This is a genomic window from Aquihabitans sp. G128, from assembly GCF_019048865.1.
Classification (GTDB): domain Bacteria; phylum Actinomycetota; class Acidimicrobiia; order Acidimicrobiales; family Iamiaceae; genus Aquihabitans.
In genome coordinates, this window is sequence record NZ_CP077604.1 from 1,830,088 (window position 1) to 1,846,058 (window position 15,971).

At 73.6% G+C, this 15,971-nt stretch carries 18 protein-coding genes and 1 pseudogene; 7 read left to right on the forward strand and 12 right to left on the reverse strand.

The window, feature by feature from the left end; all coding sequences use genetic code 11:
- The first annotated feature begins 1 nt into the window (after position 1).
- Entirely contained in the window at positions 2-868 is an 867-nt protein-coding gene (locus KSP35_RS08725; RefSeq protein ID WP_217000952.1) for a dimethylarginine dimethylaminohydrolase family protein, read from the forward strand.
- Here KSP35_RS08725 and KSP35_RS08730 read toward each other — a convergent pair.
- Genes KSP35_RS08730 through KSP35_RS08740 form a run of 3 tightly spaced genes read right to left on the reverse strand, consistent with a single transcriptional unit; the run spans position 865 to position 2,802 of the window.
- Entirely contained in the window at positions 865-2,082 is a 1,218-nt protein-coding gene (locus tag KSP35_RS08730; protein WP_217000954.1) for a phosphatidylinositol-specific phospholipase C1-like protein, read from the reverse strand. The genes KSP35_RS08725 and KSP35_RS08730 overlap by 4 nt on opposite strands.
- A gap of 13 nt (positions 2,083-2,095) precedes the next feature.
- Positions 2,096-2,533, reverse strand: a complete 438-nt coding sequence (locus KSP35_RS08735; RefSeq protein ID WP_217000956.1) for a hypothetical protein — start codon at positions 2,531-2,533, stop codon at positions 2,096-2,098.
- A gap of 41 nt (positions 2,534-2,574) precedes the next feature.
- Positions 2,575-2,802, reverse strand: a complete 228-nt coding sequence (locus KSP35_RS08740) for a hypothetical protein (protein ID WP_217000958.1) — start codon at positions 2,800-2,802, stop codon at positions 2,575-2,577.
- Between the two features lie 98 nt (positions 2,803-2,900).
- On the opposite strand from KSP35_RS08740, the gene KSP35_RS08745 reads away from it, so the two are divergent.
- A complete protein-coding gene (locus KSP35_RS08745; protein ID WP_217000960.1) occupies positions 2,901-4,157 on the forward strand; it encodes an acyl-CoA dehydrogenase family protein in 1,257 nt (418 codons plus the stop codon).
- Here the strand turns inward: KSP35_RS08745 and KSP35_RS08750 are convergent.
- The 8 genes and pseudogenes from KSP35_RS08750 to KSP35_RS08780 all read right to left on the reverse strand — a co-directional run bounded on the left by KSP35_RS08750 (position 4,135) and on the right by KSP35_RS08780 (position 10,697).
- Positions 4,135-4,437, reverse strand: a complete 303-nt coding sequence (locus KSP35_RS08750; protein WP_217000962.1) for a hypothetical protein — start codon at positions 4,435-4,437, stop codon at positions 4,135-4,137. The two genes, KSP35_RS08745 and KSP35_RS08750, sit on opposite strands and share 23 nt — an antisense overlap.
- A 109-nt stretch (positions 4,438-4,546) precedes the next feature.
- A complete protein-coding gene (locus KSP35_RS08755; protein WP_217000964.1) occupies positions 4,547-5,293 on the reverse strand; it encodes a fatty acid desaturase family protein in 747 nt (248 codons plus the stop codon).
- A gap of 69 nt (positions 5,294-5,362) precedes the next feature.
- On the reverse strand, positions 5,363-5,776 hold the full coding sequence (locus KSP35_RS08760; RefSeq protein WP_217000966.1) for a hypothetical protein: 414 nt from the start codon (positions 5,774-5,776) through the stop codon (positions 5,363-5,365).
- Complete coding sequence (locus tag KSP35_RS08765) at positions 5,773-6,975, reverse strand: allophanate hydrolase (protein ID WP_217000968.1); 1,203 nt, start codon at positions 6,973-6,975, stop codon at positions 5,773-5,775. Before KSP35_RS08765 ends, KSP35_RS08760 begins: the two co-directional genes overlap by 4 nt.
- Before the next feature lie 171 nt (positions 6,976-7,146).
- A complete protein-coding gene (locus KSP35_RS08770) occupies positions 7,147-8,622 on the reverse strand; it encodes a carboxyltransferase domain-containing protein (protein WP_254127052.1) in 1,476 nt (491 codons plus the stop codon).
- Between the two features lie 115 nt (positions 8,623-8,737).
- Positions 8,738-9,064, reverse strand: a pseudogene (locus KSP35_RS25730) (urea amidolyase); the annotation flags it as partial.
- A 146-nt stretch (positions 9,065-9,210) separates the two neighbouring features.
- Complete coding sequence (locus KSP35_RS08775) at positions 9,211-9,852, reverse strand: urea amidolyase associated protein UAAP2 (protein WP_217000972.1); 642 nt, start codon at positions 9,850-9,852, stop codon at positions 9,211-9,213.
- On the reverse strand, positions 9,849-10,697 hold the full coding sequence (locus tag KSP35_RS08780) for an urea amidolyase associated protein UAAP1 (protein WP_217000974.1): 849 nt from the start codon (positions 10,695-10,697) through the stop codon (positions 9,849-9,851). The genes KSP35_RS08775 and KSP35_RS08780 overlap by 4 nt, the downstream gene beginning before the upstream one ends.
- A 188-nt stretch (positions 10,698-10,885) precedes the next feature.
- Here KSP35_RS08780 and KSP35_RS08785 point away from each other — a divergent pair, with 188 nt between their 5' ends.
- The 4 genes from KSP35_RS08785 (at position 10,886) to KSP35_RS08800 (ending at position 14,430) form a co-directional block, all read left to right on the forward strand.
- Complete coding sequence (locus KSP35_RS08785; RefSeq protein WP_217000977.1) at positions 10,886-11,575, forward strand: TetR/AcrR family transcriptional regulator; 690 nt, start codon at positions 10,886-10,888, stop codon at positions 11,573-11,575.
- Between the two features lie 135 nt (positions 11,576-11,710).
- A complete protein-coding gene (locus tag KSP35_RS08790; protein ID WP_217000979.1) occupies positions 11,711-12,769 on the forward strand; it encodes an aliphatic sulfonate ABC transporter substrate-binding protein in 1,059 nt (352 codons plus the stop codon).
- Positions 12,770-12,783: 14 nt separating this feature from the next.
- A complete protein-coding gene (locus KSP35_RS08795) occupies positions 12,784-13,638 on the forward strand; it encodes an ABC transporter permease (protein ID WP_217000986.1) in 855 nt (284 codons plus the stop codon).
- Positions 13,639-13,647: 9 nt separating this feature from the next.
- Positions 13,648-14,430 (forward strand): ABC transporter ATP-binding protein, encoded by a 783-nt coding sequence (locus tag KSP35_RS08800; protein WP_217000988.1) that lies wholly within the window; start codon positions 13,648-13,650, stop codon positions 14,428-14,430.
- A 60-nt stretch (positions 14,431-14,490) separates the two neighbouring features.
- Here KSP35_RS08800 and KSP35_RS08805 read toward each other — a convergent pair whose 3' ends face one another.
- Positions 14,491-15,198 carry a ribonuclease HII gene (locus KSP35_RS08805; protein WP_217000990.1) on the reverse strand — a complete coding sequence of 236 codons (708 nt, stop codon included), beginning with the start codon at positions 15,196-15,198 and terminating at the stop codon, positions 14,491-14,493.
- Positions 15,199-15,277: 79 nt separating this feature from the next.
- Between KSP35_RS08805 and KSP35_RS08810 the strand changes: the two genes are divergently transcribed.
- Positions 15,278-15,955 (forward strand): hypothetical protein, encoded by a 678-nt coding sequence (locus tag KSP35_RS08810; RefSeq protein WP_217000992.1) that lies wholly within the window; start codon positions 15,278-15,280, stop codon positions 15,953-15,955.
- Positions 15,956-15,971: the final 16 nt, after the last annotated feature.

A 15,971-nucleotide genomic window follows, 5' to 3' on the forward strand; every position in this document is an offset into this window, starting at 1 on the left:
GATGGCCGAGCTCGAGTGGGGCCGCCGGTACCTGATGTGCCCGCCGGAGCACTTCGGCGTCCTCTACGAGATCAACCCGTGGATGCACGAGGAGGTGGCGGTCGACCCCGATCGCGCCCTGGCCCAGTGGGAGGGCCTGCGCGACACGCTGGTGGCCGCCGGCGCCACGGTCGAGCTCGTCCACCAGACCGCCGAGGTGCCCGACATGGTGTTCTCGGCCAACGCCGGCATCGTCAACGCCTCGGCGGTCGGCGGCCCCCAGTTCGTGCCCAGCCACTTCCGCCACGCCGAGCGCCAGGGCGAGACGGAGCAGTTCGCCACCTGGTTCGACGACGCCGGCTGGACCGTCGACCGGCTGCCCACCGAGCTCGACCACGAAGGCGCGGGCGATGCCCTGCCCTTCGGCGGCGTGCTGGTCTCGGGCTACCGGTTCCGCTCCGACCAGCAGGCCGCCACCCACCTCTCCCGCCTGACCGGCGCGCCGGTGCGCTCGGTGGAGCTGGTCGACGAGCGGCTCTACCACGTCGACATCACGTTCTGCCCCCTGTCGGATCGCCACGCGATGGGTGCGCCGATGGCCTGGGACCGCTACGGCCGCCAGGTCATGGAGGCCCTGGTGCCCGAGCCGCTGTGGCTCACCGACGACGAGGCGCTGAGCTTCTGCGCCAACTCGGTGGTGGTGGGCACCACCGTGGTCATGCCGGTCACCCCGGTGCGGGTGGGCCGCCAGCTCGAGGCGTGGGGCTTCGACGTCGTGACCTGCGACGTGAGCGAGTTCCTGAAGGCCGGCGGCGGCTGCCGCTGCCTCACCCTGGCCCTCGACACCCCGCTCGGCCCCGGGCCGGCGGGCACCACCGGGCCGGGCTAGGAGGCCGGCTCGACGGCGGCGTCGTCGCAGCCCTTCGGGGCGGTGACGGGGTTGCAGCGGGCGGCCCGGAAGCCGGGCAGCTCGACGGTGTAGTCGGTGCCCATGGAGGGCTTCGCACCGTCGGGGCCGGGGTAGTCGGTGCTGACCCATTGCGCGCCGCTGGCGAGGGCGGCGTCGCGGACCGTGGTGTCGCCGGTGCGGCCCTGCTCGTTCGGCTCGTCGGCCCGGGTGCGGACCAGGTAGCCCTTGGCCACCAGGTCGGCGATCTCGTCGCCGTCGGCCACGGGATCGTCGATGCCGACGTAGGAGGCGTCGGGCTGGCCCGGGTCGGCGTTGGTGAACAGCACCGCTCCCGACAGGTCGGGGAAGGCCTTGAGGTAGCTGGACCGGTAGGGCTCGCCGTTGACCATCAGGAACAGGAACTTCCCGCGGCTCTCGCCCAGGGTGGGCCAGGCGTGGTCCAGCACGGCGGCCTCGAGGGTGGCGTGGTCGCCCTGCACGTCCTCCGGGGTGATGAGGTCGTCGGGATCGAGGACCGAGCGGATCTCCCGGTCGAGGACGGCCATGGCCGCCGCCGTCCACTTCTCCGGCCGGGCCTGGCCGGGCACGTTGAAGATCAGCGGACCGTCCTTGAACTGGATGTTCACGGCCACCGGCACGTGGTCGGGGTGGTCGTCGGACCACGCCTTCAGCTCGGTGAGGCAGGTGACCACGGACGGGCAGGCCGAGTGGTAGTCGACGTCCTGCTCGTGCAGCACCTTGGTGCCCGGCTCGGCCATCTCCGGCACCTCGTCGACGTAGGGGCCCAGGCCGGCCTGCTCGCGGAGCTTCGGCGTGGCGTAGAGCCCGCCCCGGCTGTCGGCGAACACGTCGAGCTCCAGCTGGCGGACCCGCTCCTCGCCGACCTGGGTGGCCAGCGCCGGGTGGGAGTAGGTGCGGGTGGCGGCCTCGCCGGGGTTCAGGGCCACCAAGAGGTCGTGCTCGGCCTTCGGGGCCGCCACGTGGAAGCTGTTGTGGGTGCCGATGGCCTGGATCTGGTCGAGGCGCAGGTCGTCGTCGGCCTTCGGCGCGGTGGTGCTGGTGGCTGCGCTGGCCTTGGTGGTCGTGGTGCGGGCGGCGTCGCTGCCTCCGTCGCTGCTGCACGCCGCCAGGGCCGCCGCCAGCACGAGGGCGGCGCCGAGCAGCCCGATCCGTCGTTCCGCTCGGTTCCCCATGGCGGGGAGTCTGTCAGGCAGCTGCTGGCGCTGCGCCGCTGCCGTCCGCCCGGGCGCCGGGCCGGAGCGAGCGCCAGGCGAACGCCGCTGCGGTCACCGACACGGCGGCCAGCACGGCGTGGACGACCTTGAAGGCGGCCTCGCTGTCGACGCTGGCGGGCGGCTCGGCCACCAGGATCATCGGCAGGCGCACCGCCCAGTAGGCGATGGTGGCGAGGGCGAACGCCTTGCCCACGGTGGCGAACCACGCCGTGGTGCGAGCTCGGTCGGTGAGGAGGAGGCCCAGCAGGACGGCGGCCGCCACCCAGAACGCGGTGATGGGCAGCGACCAGCCGACCTTGGCCGCCACCGAGTCCTCGTCGTTCGTCCAGGCCAGAGGGATGCGGGTGGTCCAGATGACGAGCGTCAGCGCGCAGAAGGCGGCGACGGGGTACGGGCGGAGGCGCTCCATGCCTCGACGGTACCGGTCGCCCTCCGTCCGCCCCCAGTCGCTCAGGTGCCGTCGCCGGGCGCCCGGTCGGTGTCGCCACGCTCGGCCACCTGCTCGCGCACGCCCTCGTCGGCGAAGGTCCGGCCTCGGCCTCCGACCTCGAGGTCGGCCTCGGCCTGCGCTCGGATGCGCTCGTCGTCGGCCTTGATCTCCTCGAGGCGGGCCTCTTCGGCCTCCACGTCGAGGGCGGCGTCGGGCTTCGGGGCGGCGGGGTCGGTGGCGTCGGTCATGTCGCCGACCTTTCCGATGGGCGGCACCGGCAGACCCCGAGCGGCGGTCCGCGCCAACTTGACCGACCAGTCAAGTTCCCCGGGATGCAGAGGCCGCCATGACCGAGACCACGCTCGACGAGCTCCGTGCCGAGGCCACCGCCTTCCTGGATGCCAACGCCGCCCCCAAGCCCGCCGCCGCCGCCGCGTTCACGTGGGGCGAGGGCGACGACGACGTCGCCCTCTTCGAGGAGGTCGAGCCGGCCGAGGAGGCCCGCCAGCTGGCGGCGGCCAAGGCGTGGCTCGGCGCCCGGGCGGCCGCCGGCCTGCACTGGCTCAGCGGCCCCACCGAGCTCGGCGGCCGAGGCCTCGGACGGGCCCACGAGCAGCTGTACCGCTCCCTCGAGGCCCGTTACCAGGTCCCGAACCAGAGCTTCTTCGGCATCGGCTTCGGCATGGTGGCGCCGACGATGCTCGCCCACGGCACGCCCGAGGTCCACGCCTACCTGCCGCGCATGTACGCCGGCGAGCTGGTGGGCTGCCAGCTCTTCAGCGAGCCGGGCGCCGGCTCCGACCTCGCCGGGCTGCAGACCAGGGCCGAGCGCGACGGGGACGAGTGGGTGGTGACGGGCCAGAAGGTCTGGACCTCCGGCGCCCACTACGCCGACCTCGGCGAGATCATCTGCCGCACCGATCCGGACCTGCCCAAGCACAAGGGCCTCACCGGCTTCGTGGTCGACATGCACGCGCCGGGCGTGACGGTGCGACCCCTGCGCCAGATGACCGGTGGGGCGGCGTTCAACGAGGTGTTCTTCGACGAGGTGCGGGTCCCCGACAGCCACCGGCTCGGCGACGTCAACCGGGGCTGGACGGTGGCGCTGACCACCCTCATGAACGAGCGGGCTTCCATCGGCGGCGGGGGCGGGGGCAGCGGCCTCGGGCTGGCCAGCGCGGCCCGGCTCATCGAGATGGTGCGGCACTTCGACGGGGCCGACGATCCGCTGCTCCGAGACGAGCTGGCCAAGCTCTACACCGGCTTCCAGGTGGCGAAGTACACGAACCTGCGGGCGGGGGCCACGCTCCGAGCCGGCGGGCTGCCCGGGCCGGAGCTCTCCGTCGGCAAGCTGGCCCTCACCGCCAACCTGACCGCCACCGCCGACTTCGTCGCCCGGGTGCTGGGCCCTCGGGTCCAGGCCGACACCGGCGAGTGGGGCACGTTCGCGTGGTCGCGGTTCATCTGCGGCACGCCCGGCATGCGCATCGCCGGCGGCTCCGACGAGACGCTGCGCAACATCGTGGGCGAGCGCGTGCTGGGCCTGCCGAAGGAGCCCGGCATCGACTCGACGACCGCCTTCAGGGACCTGGCGAAGAACTGAGGTCGGGCTCGCCCTCGACCACCTCGCGGTCGAGGACCCGGCGCTCGATGACCACCGAGGCCAGGTAGGTCGCAGCGGCGACGCCGAGGAGCACGGCCACCTCGACGTAGCGGGTGCGGTAGAAGTCGTCGCACGCCGGGTCCTTGCGCTGGCCCTGGGTGGCGATGGGCCCGCACGACGCGGCGCCGGCGGACCCGTGGGTCAGGCCGAGCCACAGCGCCCCCACCACCGCCAGGCAGGCGACCACCACCAGCAGCAGCGCCACGTGTCGAGCTCTCACGGTCCCACCCTTCGCTCTTCCGGGCGACAGCTTCGCGCCCCGCACGGCGGGCTCGCGCCGGACCTGGCCCGGTGCCGTCCCATCGGCCGGCCGGCCGGCGGTGTGAGGCTCAGGCGCCGGGGCCCTGCGAGTGGCCGGCGGCGGGCGAGCCGCCGACGAACCGACCCAGCCAGCGGCACGTGCGCATGAGGACCGGCCAGAACCCGATCCGGGTGAGGAAGGGGTTCGTGATCCCCGAGGTGATGCAGTAGTGCGAGTCGTACGGCGGGGTGTGGTGGACCCGGTGGTGCTCGGGCGACAGCACCAGCTTGTGGGCCTGCAGCCAGCGCACGGCGGCGGGCGGCTCGGCCACGTGGGCCCACTTGTGGACCTGGTTGGTCATCACGACGAAGACCATCAGCGCCAGCAGGAACGGGGCCAGGAACGGGTGGGAGGCGACGTCCATCCACAGCACCGCCGGGATGAGGAACGGCAGGCAGACCAAGTGGTTGTCGGCGTTGACCCGGACGAAGTCGCCGCGGGTCATGTCGAGCGGGTCGGTGTGGTGCTCGCGGAAGGAGCGGATGAACTTCTGGCCCACGAGCGGGGTGTCGACCGAGCCGAGGTTGTCGCACAACGCGTGCACCAGGCCGGACGCGAAGTCGGCCACGACCAGGGCCAGCAGCCCGGCACCGAGCGCTGCGGCCAGGGTCGCAACGTCGAGCGTGGTGATCAGCGAACCGAGCGTGCGCCAGGCGAAGACGGCACCGAACCCGTAGAAGAGCACCACCGCCACGAGCTCGATCACCCGGTGGCTGGTGGGGTACGAGTAGCGACCGAGGAGGCGCGGTGGGGGCAGCTCGGCGGTCGCTTCCATGGCGCACAGTGTACGAGGCGACCCCCCCGATGTGGATGGGGCCGCGGTCGACCGCGCTGGCGCGCCGGATCAGGTCCGGCTGGCGAGGTAGGCCCGCCAGCCGCCGTGGGCGGTGATGTCGACGGCGGCGGGGTCGGCGAGGGCGATGGGCTCGCAGAGGAAGCCGGCCAGCTCGGTGCCGTCCTCGAGCAGGACCCGGCCGACGCCGAGCGGTGCCGGGATGGCGTCCACGAAGGACGCGAACGCCGCCGGCGCCAGGGCCCACACCTCGACGGCGATGGCCGCGGCGCCCGGATCGTCGGCGCCCACCCGCACCAGGCCCGGCTTGGGCGGCGTGGTCGGCAGGGCGAAGAGGCGATAGGTGGGCGCGGTGCGGGCCTCGGCCACCAGGACGGCGCCCCGGTCGGCGAGCTGGTGGTGCAGCGGCTGGCCCTGCAGGTGGGCGCCGACAACCGCCAACGGGATCGGTCGGTCGGCGGTCATGCGATGCGGCCGCCGACGTCGGCGAGCAGGCCGTCGGACCAGGCCGGTCCGACGAGGGTGAGGCTGGGCGGCGGGCCGGCGGCCGGGACCGCGGACGAGCCCGACGGGGCGACGGGCACCGTGACCGCCGCCAGGTCGAGCAGGTTCACGAAGTTGGTGTAGGTGCCGAGCATCGAGTTCACGCCGATGGGGTCGGCCGCGACCTCGGCGATGGTGGGGACGCGCGGGACGGTCGGGAGCACCAGCAGGTCGACGGCGTCCCAGGTGGGCGCGGCGGCCATCGCGAGGCGCCGCAGCTCCGTCTGGTCCCGGAACACCGACCAGGCCGGGTGCTCGGCGGCGGCCAGGACGATCGACGCCACCACCGGGTCGAGGTCCGGCGGGGCCGAGGCCACGAACGCGCCGACGGCGTCGTAGCGCTCGGCCACGAACGAGCCGCCGTAGAGCAGGGCGGCCGCGGCGGAGAACGGCGCCAGGTCCACCTCGACGAACTGGGCGCCGGCCGGCTGGGCGGCGACCAGGGCGGCGACCGCCCCGGCGAAGCGGGCCGGCCCGGCCTCCTCACCGTCGAAGGTGAGGGCGGCGTCGCTGGGCACGCCGATCCGCAGGGGCGCCGACGGGGCGGCGGCGGCCGATGCCGTGGTCCCCGGAGGCGCCGACCGGCGCCACGGGTCGTCGGCGCGGACGGGAGCGGCGGCGGCGAGCTCCGCGACGGCTGCGGCCTCGGCCACGGTGCGGGCGAAGACCGACACGCAGTCGAGCGAGCGACAGGCCGGCACCACCCCGGCGGTGCTGAGCCGGCCTTTGGTGGGCTTCACGCCGACGATGCCGTTGGCCGCGGCCGGCACCCGGCCCGAGCCCGCGGTGTCGGTGCCCAGGGCGAGGTCGACCAGCCCCGCCGCCACCGCCACCGCGGAGCCCGAGCTCGATCCGCCCGAGACGAGGCCGTCCCAGTGGGCGTTCGGGCAGGCGCCGTGCGGCGACCGGGTGCCGACGAGGCCGGTGGCGAACTGGTCGAGGTTGGTCTTGCCCACCACCACGGCGCCGGCGTCGACGAGGGCCTGCACCGACGGGGCCGAGGCCGGCGGCAGGTACGCGTACGACGGGCAGCCAGCGGTGGTCGCCACGCCGGCGACGTCGATGTTGTCCTTCACCGCCAGCGTCCGTCCGGCGAGCGGCAGCGGGTGGCCGGCAGCCACCCGGGCGTCCACCGCGGCTGCGGCCGCTCGCACGACGTCCGGGGGGGAGCAGCGTGATCCAGATGCCGGGCCGACCGTCGGCAGCGATGGCGGCCAGGGACCGCTCGACGGCCGCCGTGGCGGGACCCGAGCCGGCCGCACCGGGACCGGAGGCCATCGGTTCGGCGGTGCTCACGGCGCCAGCTCCAGGTCGTCGAACTCGCCGGCGTCGGCCCACGCCTGGCGCTCCACGGCGAAGGCGGCCTGCTGGGTGGCGCGGAACCCGTCGATCGACGGCTGGTTGGCGGCGAGGAACCGCTCGTGGTCCGACAGGTGGAACGACGACTCCTCGATGCGGATGGGCAGCTGCCCCGCGCCCTGCTGGGCGCGCAGGTCGAGCAGCTCCTCCGCCGAGACGTCGTACCAGCGGAGCTGGTCGAAGGGCCGCAGCAGCCAGGGCTGGTCGAAGTGCGGACCGAGGCCGTCGCGGTTCCACACCTGCACGGTCCGGCCGACGAACTGGTACCCGCCGGGGCCCTCCATGCCGTAGATGCAGAGGTAGGACCCGCCGATGCCGACGGAGTTCTCGGCGGTCCAGGTGCGGGCGGGGTTGTACTTGGTGGTGACCAGCCGGTGCCGGGGGTCGAGCGGCGTGGCGAGCGGCGCACCGAGGTAGACGTCGCCGAGCCCGAGCACCAGGTACGAGGCGTCGAAGACGATGCGACGCACGTCGTCGGTGGTCTCGAGCCCGTTGATGCGGCGGATGAACTCGATGTTCCACGGGCACCAGGGAGCGTCCGCCCGGACCCCGTTGACGTAGCGATCGATCGCCTCCCGGGTGGCGGGGTCGTCCCAGGACAGCGGGAGGTGGACGATCCTCGACGGGAACGACTCCTCGGCGAGGTCACCGAGGTCGGCGCACGCCTCGCGCACGGCTGCCAGCGCCATGGTGGTGGTGAGGCGGCGCCCGTCGACCTGGATGAGCAGCGACCGCACGCCGGTGGTGGCGTCCACCAGCCCGGGGCCGAGGTGCCGGTGCACCCAGCGGTCGAGCGCCTGGACCCGCAGCCGGAGCTGGAGGTCCAGGGCCATGGCGCCGAACTCCACGAGCAGGAACCGGTCGCCGGCCTGGCGGAAGGTCACCTCGGGTGCGGTGCCGTCGCCGTGGTCGCGGGCGAGGACCCCGCCGGCGGCGGTGTCGTTGCGGACGAGGGCGGCGTTCCACGAGGGCCGGGCCACCGGTTCGATGCGGTCGGTCACCCGCCCCAGCCAGGCCTGGCGCTTGGCGTCGGCGGCCTCCGCCTGGGCGAGCGACCACGGCACGAGCCGCACCGAGTCGCCCGGGCGGACCTGCCCGAGCTTCCAGCGCTCGCTGGCCGCCACCACGGCCGGGCACACGAAGCCGCCCAGGCTGGGCCCGTCGGGCCCGAGCACGATGGGCATGTCACCGGTCAGGTCGACCGAGCCGATGGCGTAGCCGGTGTCGTGGATGTTCGACGGGTGGAGCCCGGCATCGCCGCCGTCGGGACGGGCCCAGCGGGGCTTGGGCCCGAGGAGGCGGACGCCGGTGCGCGCCGAGTTCGCGTCGACGCCCCAGGTCGTGCGCAGCAGGGCCAGCAGGCCCGCCTCGGTGAGGAACTCCGGTGCGGTGTGCGGGCCCACCAGCACGCCGACCTCCCACTCGCGCCCGAGCACCGGCGCGACGCCCGGGGCCAGGGGGGCTGGGCCGGCCGCTGCCGAGGTCGCCGATGGCGAGGTGGTCACCGGCGGCGAGCGTCCGACCCTCGTGGCCCCCGAACCCGGCGAGCGTGAACGTGGAGCGGCTCCCGAGGTACGGCTCGACGTCGATGCCGCCGCGCACGGCCAAGGTGGCGCGGAGCCCGTCGACCGCCGCGCCGACGACCACCGTGGCGCCGGGCGGCACGAGCGCCGGCACGCCGGCGGGCACGGTCCGGCCGTCGACGACGAGGGGCATGGACGCACCGCAGATGGCCACGATGGCGCCGCCCGGGAACCGCAGGGTGGGCCCGGCCCCGGTGAGCTCGAGGGCGGCCGCCGACTCGTGGTTGCCGACCACGGCGTTGGCCAGGCGGTGCGACAGGTCGTCCATGGGGCCGTTGGGCGGCACGCCGACGTGCCAGTAGCCGAGGCGGCCGGGCACGTCCTGCACGGTGGTGAACGGGCCGCCGGCCACCACCTCGATGTCGGGCCCTCGTTCGGCGACGGCGTCGGCGCCCGCGCGAGCCTCCACGAGGGTCACGACGGCGGGCCGTGGACCAGGAGCTGGATCGGGGTGGGGTCGAACCCGTTGCAGGGGTTGTTGACCTGCGGGCAGTTCGAGATCACGGCCAGCACATCGACCTCGGCCCGGACGTCGACGTGCAGGCCCGGCGCCGAGATGCCGTCGACGATGCCGAGCAGGCCGTCGGGCCCCACCGGCACGTTCATGAACCAGTTGATGTTCGACACCACGTCCCGCTTGGTGAGGCCGTGGCGCCCGCCGACGTCGAGGAAGTTGTCGACGCACGCGTGCTGGTGGAGCGTGTGGTGGCCGTAGCGCAGCGTGTTCGACTCTCGGCTGCACGCCCCGCCGATCGTGTCGTGGTAGGCGCAGCTGGTCCCGGTGACGGTCAGCAGCACGTTGCCCTCGTTGCTGAGTAGCTGGCTCCCCGCCACCAGGAACACGTTGCCCTGGGCCACGATCGTGTCGCTCGCCGAGTACCGCTCCACGTGGTCGTCCGCCTTGAAGAACAGGCAGTCGACGGCCTGGTTGCCGCCCAGGTCGACGATGCGCAGGGTCTCCCCCGCCCGCAGCACGTGGGCCCAGGCGGCTCGCGCCTCCACCACCTCGTCGTGGAGCACGTCGCCCAGCGGGGCGAGCTCGCCGACGGCCGTCACCGGGAGCCCGCCAGCAGGAACTGCTCGCTGTTCTCGAACGCCCGCTGGCGCTCGGGCGAGGAGGTGCGGAACGGATCGGGCTCGGGGCGAACGGCGGTCCAGGCGGTGAGGCGAACCGGGCCGGCGGTGTAGGTCGGGCGGGCATCGAGGGGGTGGGGCGCCACCGCCACGGCCACCACCAGGTCGAGCTCGGCGCGCAGCTCCACGTGCGAGGGCGCATCGGTCGGCGCCTGCAGGGACAGCGCGCCGTCGTCGGCCACCCGGACCGAGGTGAAGAGGTTGAGCCCGGCGGTCAGGTCCCGGCGCTCGAGCCCCTGGCGGGCGACGGCGAGGGCCAGCAGGTCACGAGCGTTCGGCGTGGGCCCGTGGGCGGCGCCGTGGCCGTAGCGAGCCTCGTTGCCCCGGCGGTTGGTGTGGCCGCAGAGGGCGTCGTGGCGACCCGACGTGTCGGCGACGAGGGTGGCCAGGACGCGGCCCCGGTCCGAGAGGAGCAGCGACCCCGCACCGAGGTAGGCCTGCCACTGGACCTTCACGGTGTCGGCCGGGTTGTACCGCTCGGACGTCAGCGCGGCGTTCCAGAGCTGGAGGTTCACGCACGTGTCCCCTGCCTGGTCGGCGATCCGCAGGATCGTGCCGCGCCGGAGCACGGCGGTGGCGTAGCCACGCGCGCCGAGCCGTTCGTCCCACACCACGTCGCCGGCGGCGACGTCCGCAGGCAGGTCGGTCGCGCCGGTGGCCGGGACGGTGGCCTGGGTCGCCGCGCCCGTCCCGGCCTGCGAGCGGGCGTGGGCCAGGGCGGCCTCCAGGCTGGCGGTGCCGGCGTCGGCCGTGGGGTCGGGTTCCATGCGCTCCTCCGAGCCACTGTTTCGATGGGGCATCGAAACAGGCCCCGATCTTGGAGGCTCCCGGCCTCCGGCACAACCCCTCGCCCGCCGAGTTCACGGAGCGGAAACGCAGCGGGAGGCCCACGGGCGGCAGCTGCGCAGCGGGCGGGTCAGCCGAGGGCGGGGGCCGACCTCGGTACGATCGCCCGATGACCGCGCCGAGCGACGATGCCCCGCCCCGGCGCGCCGGGCGGCCCCGGGCCGACGCCCGCAGCGTCTCCGGCGACCCCACCGACGAGATCCTGGCGGCGGCCAGCCGCTTGATCGGCGAGCTCGGCGTGGGGGGCACGCCGATGTCGAGGATCGCCCAAGAGGTGGGGCTGAAGCAGTCCTCGCTCTACTACTACTTCCGCCGCAAGGAGGAGATCCTGGCGGCGCTGGTCGCCCGGGCCAACGTGGTGCCGCTGGAGCTCCTCGCTGCCATCTCCGCCGATGGCGACGCCCCCGCCGTGCAGCTCTACCGGTTCGTGCGCGCCGATGCCGTCGCCCTGTGCGCGCTCCCCTTCGACATCAACGACATCCACCGCATCGCCATGCGCGACCCCGTCGAGTTCGCCTCGTACTGGAAGGAGCGGGCCTCGCTCGAGCGCCAGCTCGCCACCATCGTCCGCCGGGGCACGGCCGAAGGCTCGCTGCGCAAGGTCGACGCCCGCCTCACGGCCCTCACCCTCTTGGCCAACGACGAGGGCGCGCAGAACTGGTTCCGGCTCGGCTCCAAGTGGTCGACCGCAGCGATCGGTGGGCACCTGGCCGAGCTCGCGGTGGCCGGACTGCTCGTCGACCCCGCTGACCTGGCGACCACCCGGCGCCGGGCGGACGAGCTCGACGCCCGCACGTAGCGTCGAGTTTCGATAGGCAATCGAAACCGACACCGCCCGTTCGCAGCTCGGAAACGACCCCGAAACAACGCCTCCTTACGTTGCCCACCATCGCTGGTGGTGCCCGCACCGCCGGCCTCGGCTCCTGGAGGAACCATGAGGAACGGCACCCGCCGCATCGCCACCACCATCGCCGCCGGGCTGCTCACCGCCGGCCTGCTCGCCAGCTGCGGCAGCAGCGACTCCGGCGGCTCGTCGAGCTCCGACGGCGGATCGAAGGGCGGTGCCAGCGGCGACGTCATCAAGATCGGCTACAGCGCCTGGCCGGGCTGGTTCCCGCTGGCCGTGGCCGACCAGGAGAAGATCTTCGCCGACGCCGGGCTGAACGTGGAGCTCACCTACTTCGCCGACTACACGGCGTCGCTGGACGCCCTGGTGGCCGGCAAGGTCGACGTCAACGCCCAGACGCTCAACGACACCATCTTCGGCGTGGCCGCCGGCAGCGACCAGAAGGTGATCGTGGTGGGCGACAACTCCACCGGCAACGACGCGGTCATCTGCGACGAGTCGGTGAAGGACGTGAAGGACCTGAAGGGCAAGACCATCGCCGCCGAGGAAGGCGTGGTCGACCACTTCCTGCTCCTGCAGGCGCTCGACGCCGAGGGCCTGACCCAGGACGACATCGACTTCGTGGGCGTCAAGACCGACGCCGCGGCAGCCGGGTTCGCCGGCGGGCAGTTCGACTGCGTGGCCGTGTTCGCCCCCTTCACGGTGCAGGCCCTGGAGCGCAAGGGCTCCCACGTGGTGGTCAGCTCCAAGGACTTCCCGGGCGTCATCCCCGACCACCTGGTGGCCACGGCCGACTTCGTGAAGGACCGCCCGGAGGACACCCAGAAGCTGGTCGACGCCTGGTACGCCACCCTCGACGCCATCAAGGCCGACCCGAAGGGCACCACGGCGATCATGGCCAAGAAGGCCGGCCTGTCCACGAAGGAGTACGACTCGCTCGCCGAGGGCACCACGCTGTTCACCGCCGATGAGGCCATGGATGCCTTCGAGGATCGCAAGGGCGACGCCACGTCGCTCCCGGAGATGGCCCGTCGCATCAACCCGTTCCTGGTGGACTCCGGCCTGGCCAAGGACGAGGCCCCGCTCGACGGGCTCTTCGCCCCCGAGTTCACCAAGGCGTACCTGGACGACAAGGGCGAGGGGTGACCACGGTGGAGCCGGTGGCCGCTCCCCTCGCGGTGGAGCCCACCGCCCGCCGGTCCCCGCCCGACCCCGCCGCCCCCACCCGGGGGCGGCGGCCGTCCCGGCTGCTGGGGATCCGCTCGACCATCCCGGCCACCTGGCGCATCGCCCTCGGCCTGGTCGGCGTGGCGGTCGTGTTCGCCATCTGGATCTGGGGCGCCGGCGGCGGCTCGGCCACCATCCCCACGCCGCTCGCGTCGTGGAAGGCCTTCACCTCCATGGTGTCCGACGGCAGCTTCCAGACCGACCTCTGGGCCTCGGCCCAGCGCGTGGCCATCGGCTATGCGATCTCCATGGCGATCGGCGTCGCCCTCGGCATCGCCATCGGCAGCTTCGCCTCGGTCGAGGCGTTCTTCGAGCCGCAGATCGGCTTCCTGCGCTACATCCCGGCCCCGGCCCTGCTGCCGCTGTTCCTGCTGCTGCTCGGCTTCGACGAGACGCCGAAGATCTGGCTCATCGTGGTGGGCACCGTCTTCTACAACGTCCTGATGATCGCGGACGTCGCCCGCAACGTGCCCCGCGAGATGCTCAACGCGAGCTACACGCTCGGCGCCGGGCGGCGCACGATCCTGCGCCGGGTGATCCTCCCCCACTCCCTGCCCGGGATCATCGACGTCGCCCGCATCAACCTGGCCGCCGCCTGGTCGATGCTCGTGGTGGCCGAGCTGCTCGGCGCCAAGGCCGGCCTCGCCTACACGATCAACCTCTCGCAGCGCTTCCGAGCCGTCGACGTGATGTTCGCCCTGCTCATCGTCTTCGGGGTCATCGGCATCGTCAGCGACGTGCTGCTGCGCCGCCTGCGCTGGCTCGTCTCGCCCTGGGCCCGGAGCTGAAGGAGCACCATGGTCAAGATCTCCCCCACCGGCACGCTGGTCGACGAGAAGCTGGCGGTCCGCGGCGTCACCAAGGTGTTCACCGGCCGCAAGGCGGACGTGACCGCGCTCGACGACGTCGACCTCCACGTCGACAGCGGCGAGCTGGTCTGCCTCCTCGGCGCCTCGGGCTGCGGCAAGTCGACCCTGCTCTCGATCATCGGCGGCCTCGAGGTGGCCACCGCCGGCGAGGTCTACGTCGACGACGAGCGGGTGGTGGGCCCCGGCGCCGACCGCGGCATGGTCTTCCAGGCGTACTCGCTGTTCCCGTGGCAGACCGTCACCCAGAACATCGCCTTCGGCCTGGAGGTGGCCGGTTGGGACAAGGCCCGTCGCCGCGCCCGGGTCGACGAGCTGCTCGGGATCATGGGGCTGCGGGACTTCGCCGACGCCCTGCCCAAGGAGCTCTCGGGCGGCATGCGCCAGCGGGTGGCCATCGCCCGGGCCCTGGCCCCCGAGCCCGACGTGCTGCTCCTGGACGAGCCCTTCGGTGCCCTGGACGCCCAGACCAAGCGCCACATGCAGGACTTCCTGCTCAGCCTCTGGCAGCGCACGGGCACCACCATCCTCATGGTCACCCACGACATCGAGGAGGCCATCTACCTCTCGCAGCGGATCTACGTCCTGGCCGCCCGACCCGGCCGGGTGGCCGCCGAGGTGCACGTCCCCTTCGGCTCCACCCGCGGCCCGGCGGTCAAGCGCGACCCCCGCTTCCTCGACCTCCGCGACGAGCTGGGCGACCTGCTGGGCTGAGCCCCTGAGGTCCTGGGCGCCAGCTGCTCGCCGGCCCTCGCTCGGGAGCCGGCCGCCCGATCAGAACAGCGAGCCCTGGTCCTCGTCGACGGGCCGCCAGTGGCGCTTGGCGCCGGTCCAGGGGATGTCGTCCATGAAGGCCCAGCTGCGGCGGTGGATGGCCGAGGGCCCCAGGCCGCGCAGGGCCTGCTTGTGGCGGGGGCACGGGTAGCCCTTGTTCCAGGCGAAGTCGTAGGCCGGGTAGTGCTCGTCCTCCAGCCGCATGATCCGGTCCCGGGTGACCTTGGCCAGGATGCTGGCGGCCGAGATCGAGAGGCAGGTGGCGTCGCCCTTCACGATCATCGTGGTGGTCCCGCCGCCCACGAAGTCCCACTTGCCGTCGATGAGGTGCTGGTCGGGGACCACGCCCAGGGCGTCGATGGCCCGACGGGCCGCCAGGCGCTGCGCCTCGGACATGCCCAGCTCGTCGCACTCCTGGTGCGACGCGTGGCCGACCGCCCAGGCGTCGCACCAGTCGGCGATGCGGTCGAACATCGCCTCGCGCTCGCGCTCGGTGAGGGCCTTGGAGTCACGGACCTTGTTGATCCGGCGGTCCTTGGGCAGCACCACCGCCCCGATGGTGAGCGGGCCGGCCCACGAGCCGCGGCCGACCTCGTCGATCCCCACCACGACCTCGTGGCCGGCCGCCCACAGGGCCCGCTCGGCGGCCAGGCCGGGGGCCTGGCGCTTCAGCGCCTTGCGCAGCGGTGGAGCGGTCCGGGCGGCCATCGGGGGCGAACCTACCGGCTCGTCGACCCCGGTCCCACCGCGGTGCCGAACGGGCCGGCGGACGGGCCAGACTGTTGCCGTGCAACCGCTCACCGCCACCGACGACCGCATCGTCGCCGACCTGGCGGCGGACATCCTCGGGCCCCTGGGCTTCACCGCCTTCGGCTACCAGCGGTTCTGGCTGGCCGACCACGGCTGGTGGGCGCAGACGGTGGGCCTGCACCGGCCCGACCACGGCGAGGGCCTGGTGGCCAACGTCGGCTGGGTGCACCTGTGGGACCAGCTCGAGCACTTCGGCTTCTACGGCCTCGAGCCGGTGCACTGGCCCGACGGCCGGCTGGTCAACGTGGCGTGGACGCCCGACGAGCCCCACGCCTTCGAGGCCCGAGTGGAAGGCGCGGTGATCCTGGCCGCCGAGCTGGCCCAGGCCCAGTCCGACGCCCACGCCGACGGCACCCGCGGGCTGCGGTCGGTGGCCGGCCAGCGCCGCATCAACGAGTGGGCCACCTACGACGCCGGCGTCGCCGAGGCGCTGCTCGGCCGGCGGGCCCGGGCCCGGCAGTCCCTGCAGGAGGTCGTGCGCCTCTGCAGCCGGCCCGGCGGCGAGCACATCGACTGGGTGGGGCGGCTGCGCCTCGACGCCGCCGACCTCCTCGAACGCCTCCCCCAGAGCGCGTCGCTGCGCTGGGAGCTGAACCGGCGGATCGCCCTCACCCGGGAGCGCAAGGGCCTGCGGGCCGTCGACCCCATCTGGTAGCGACCCGGTCGCCGGC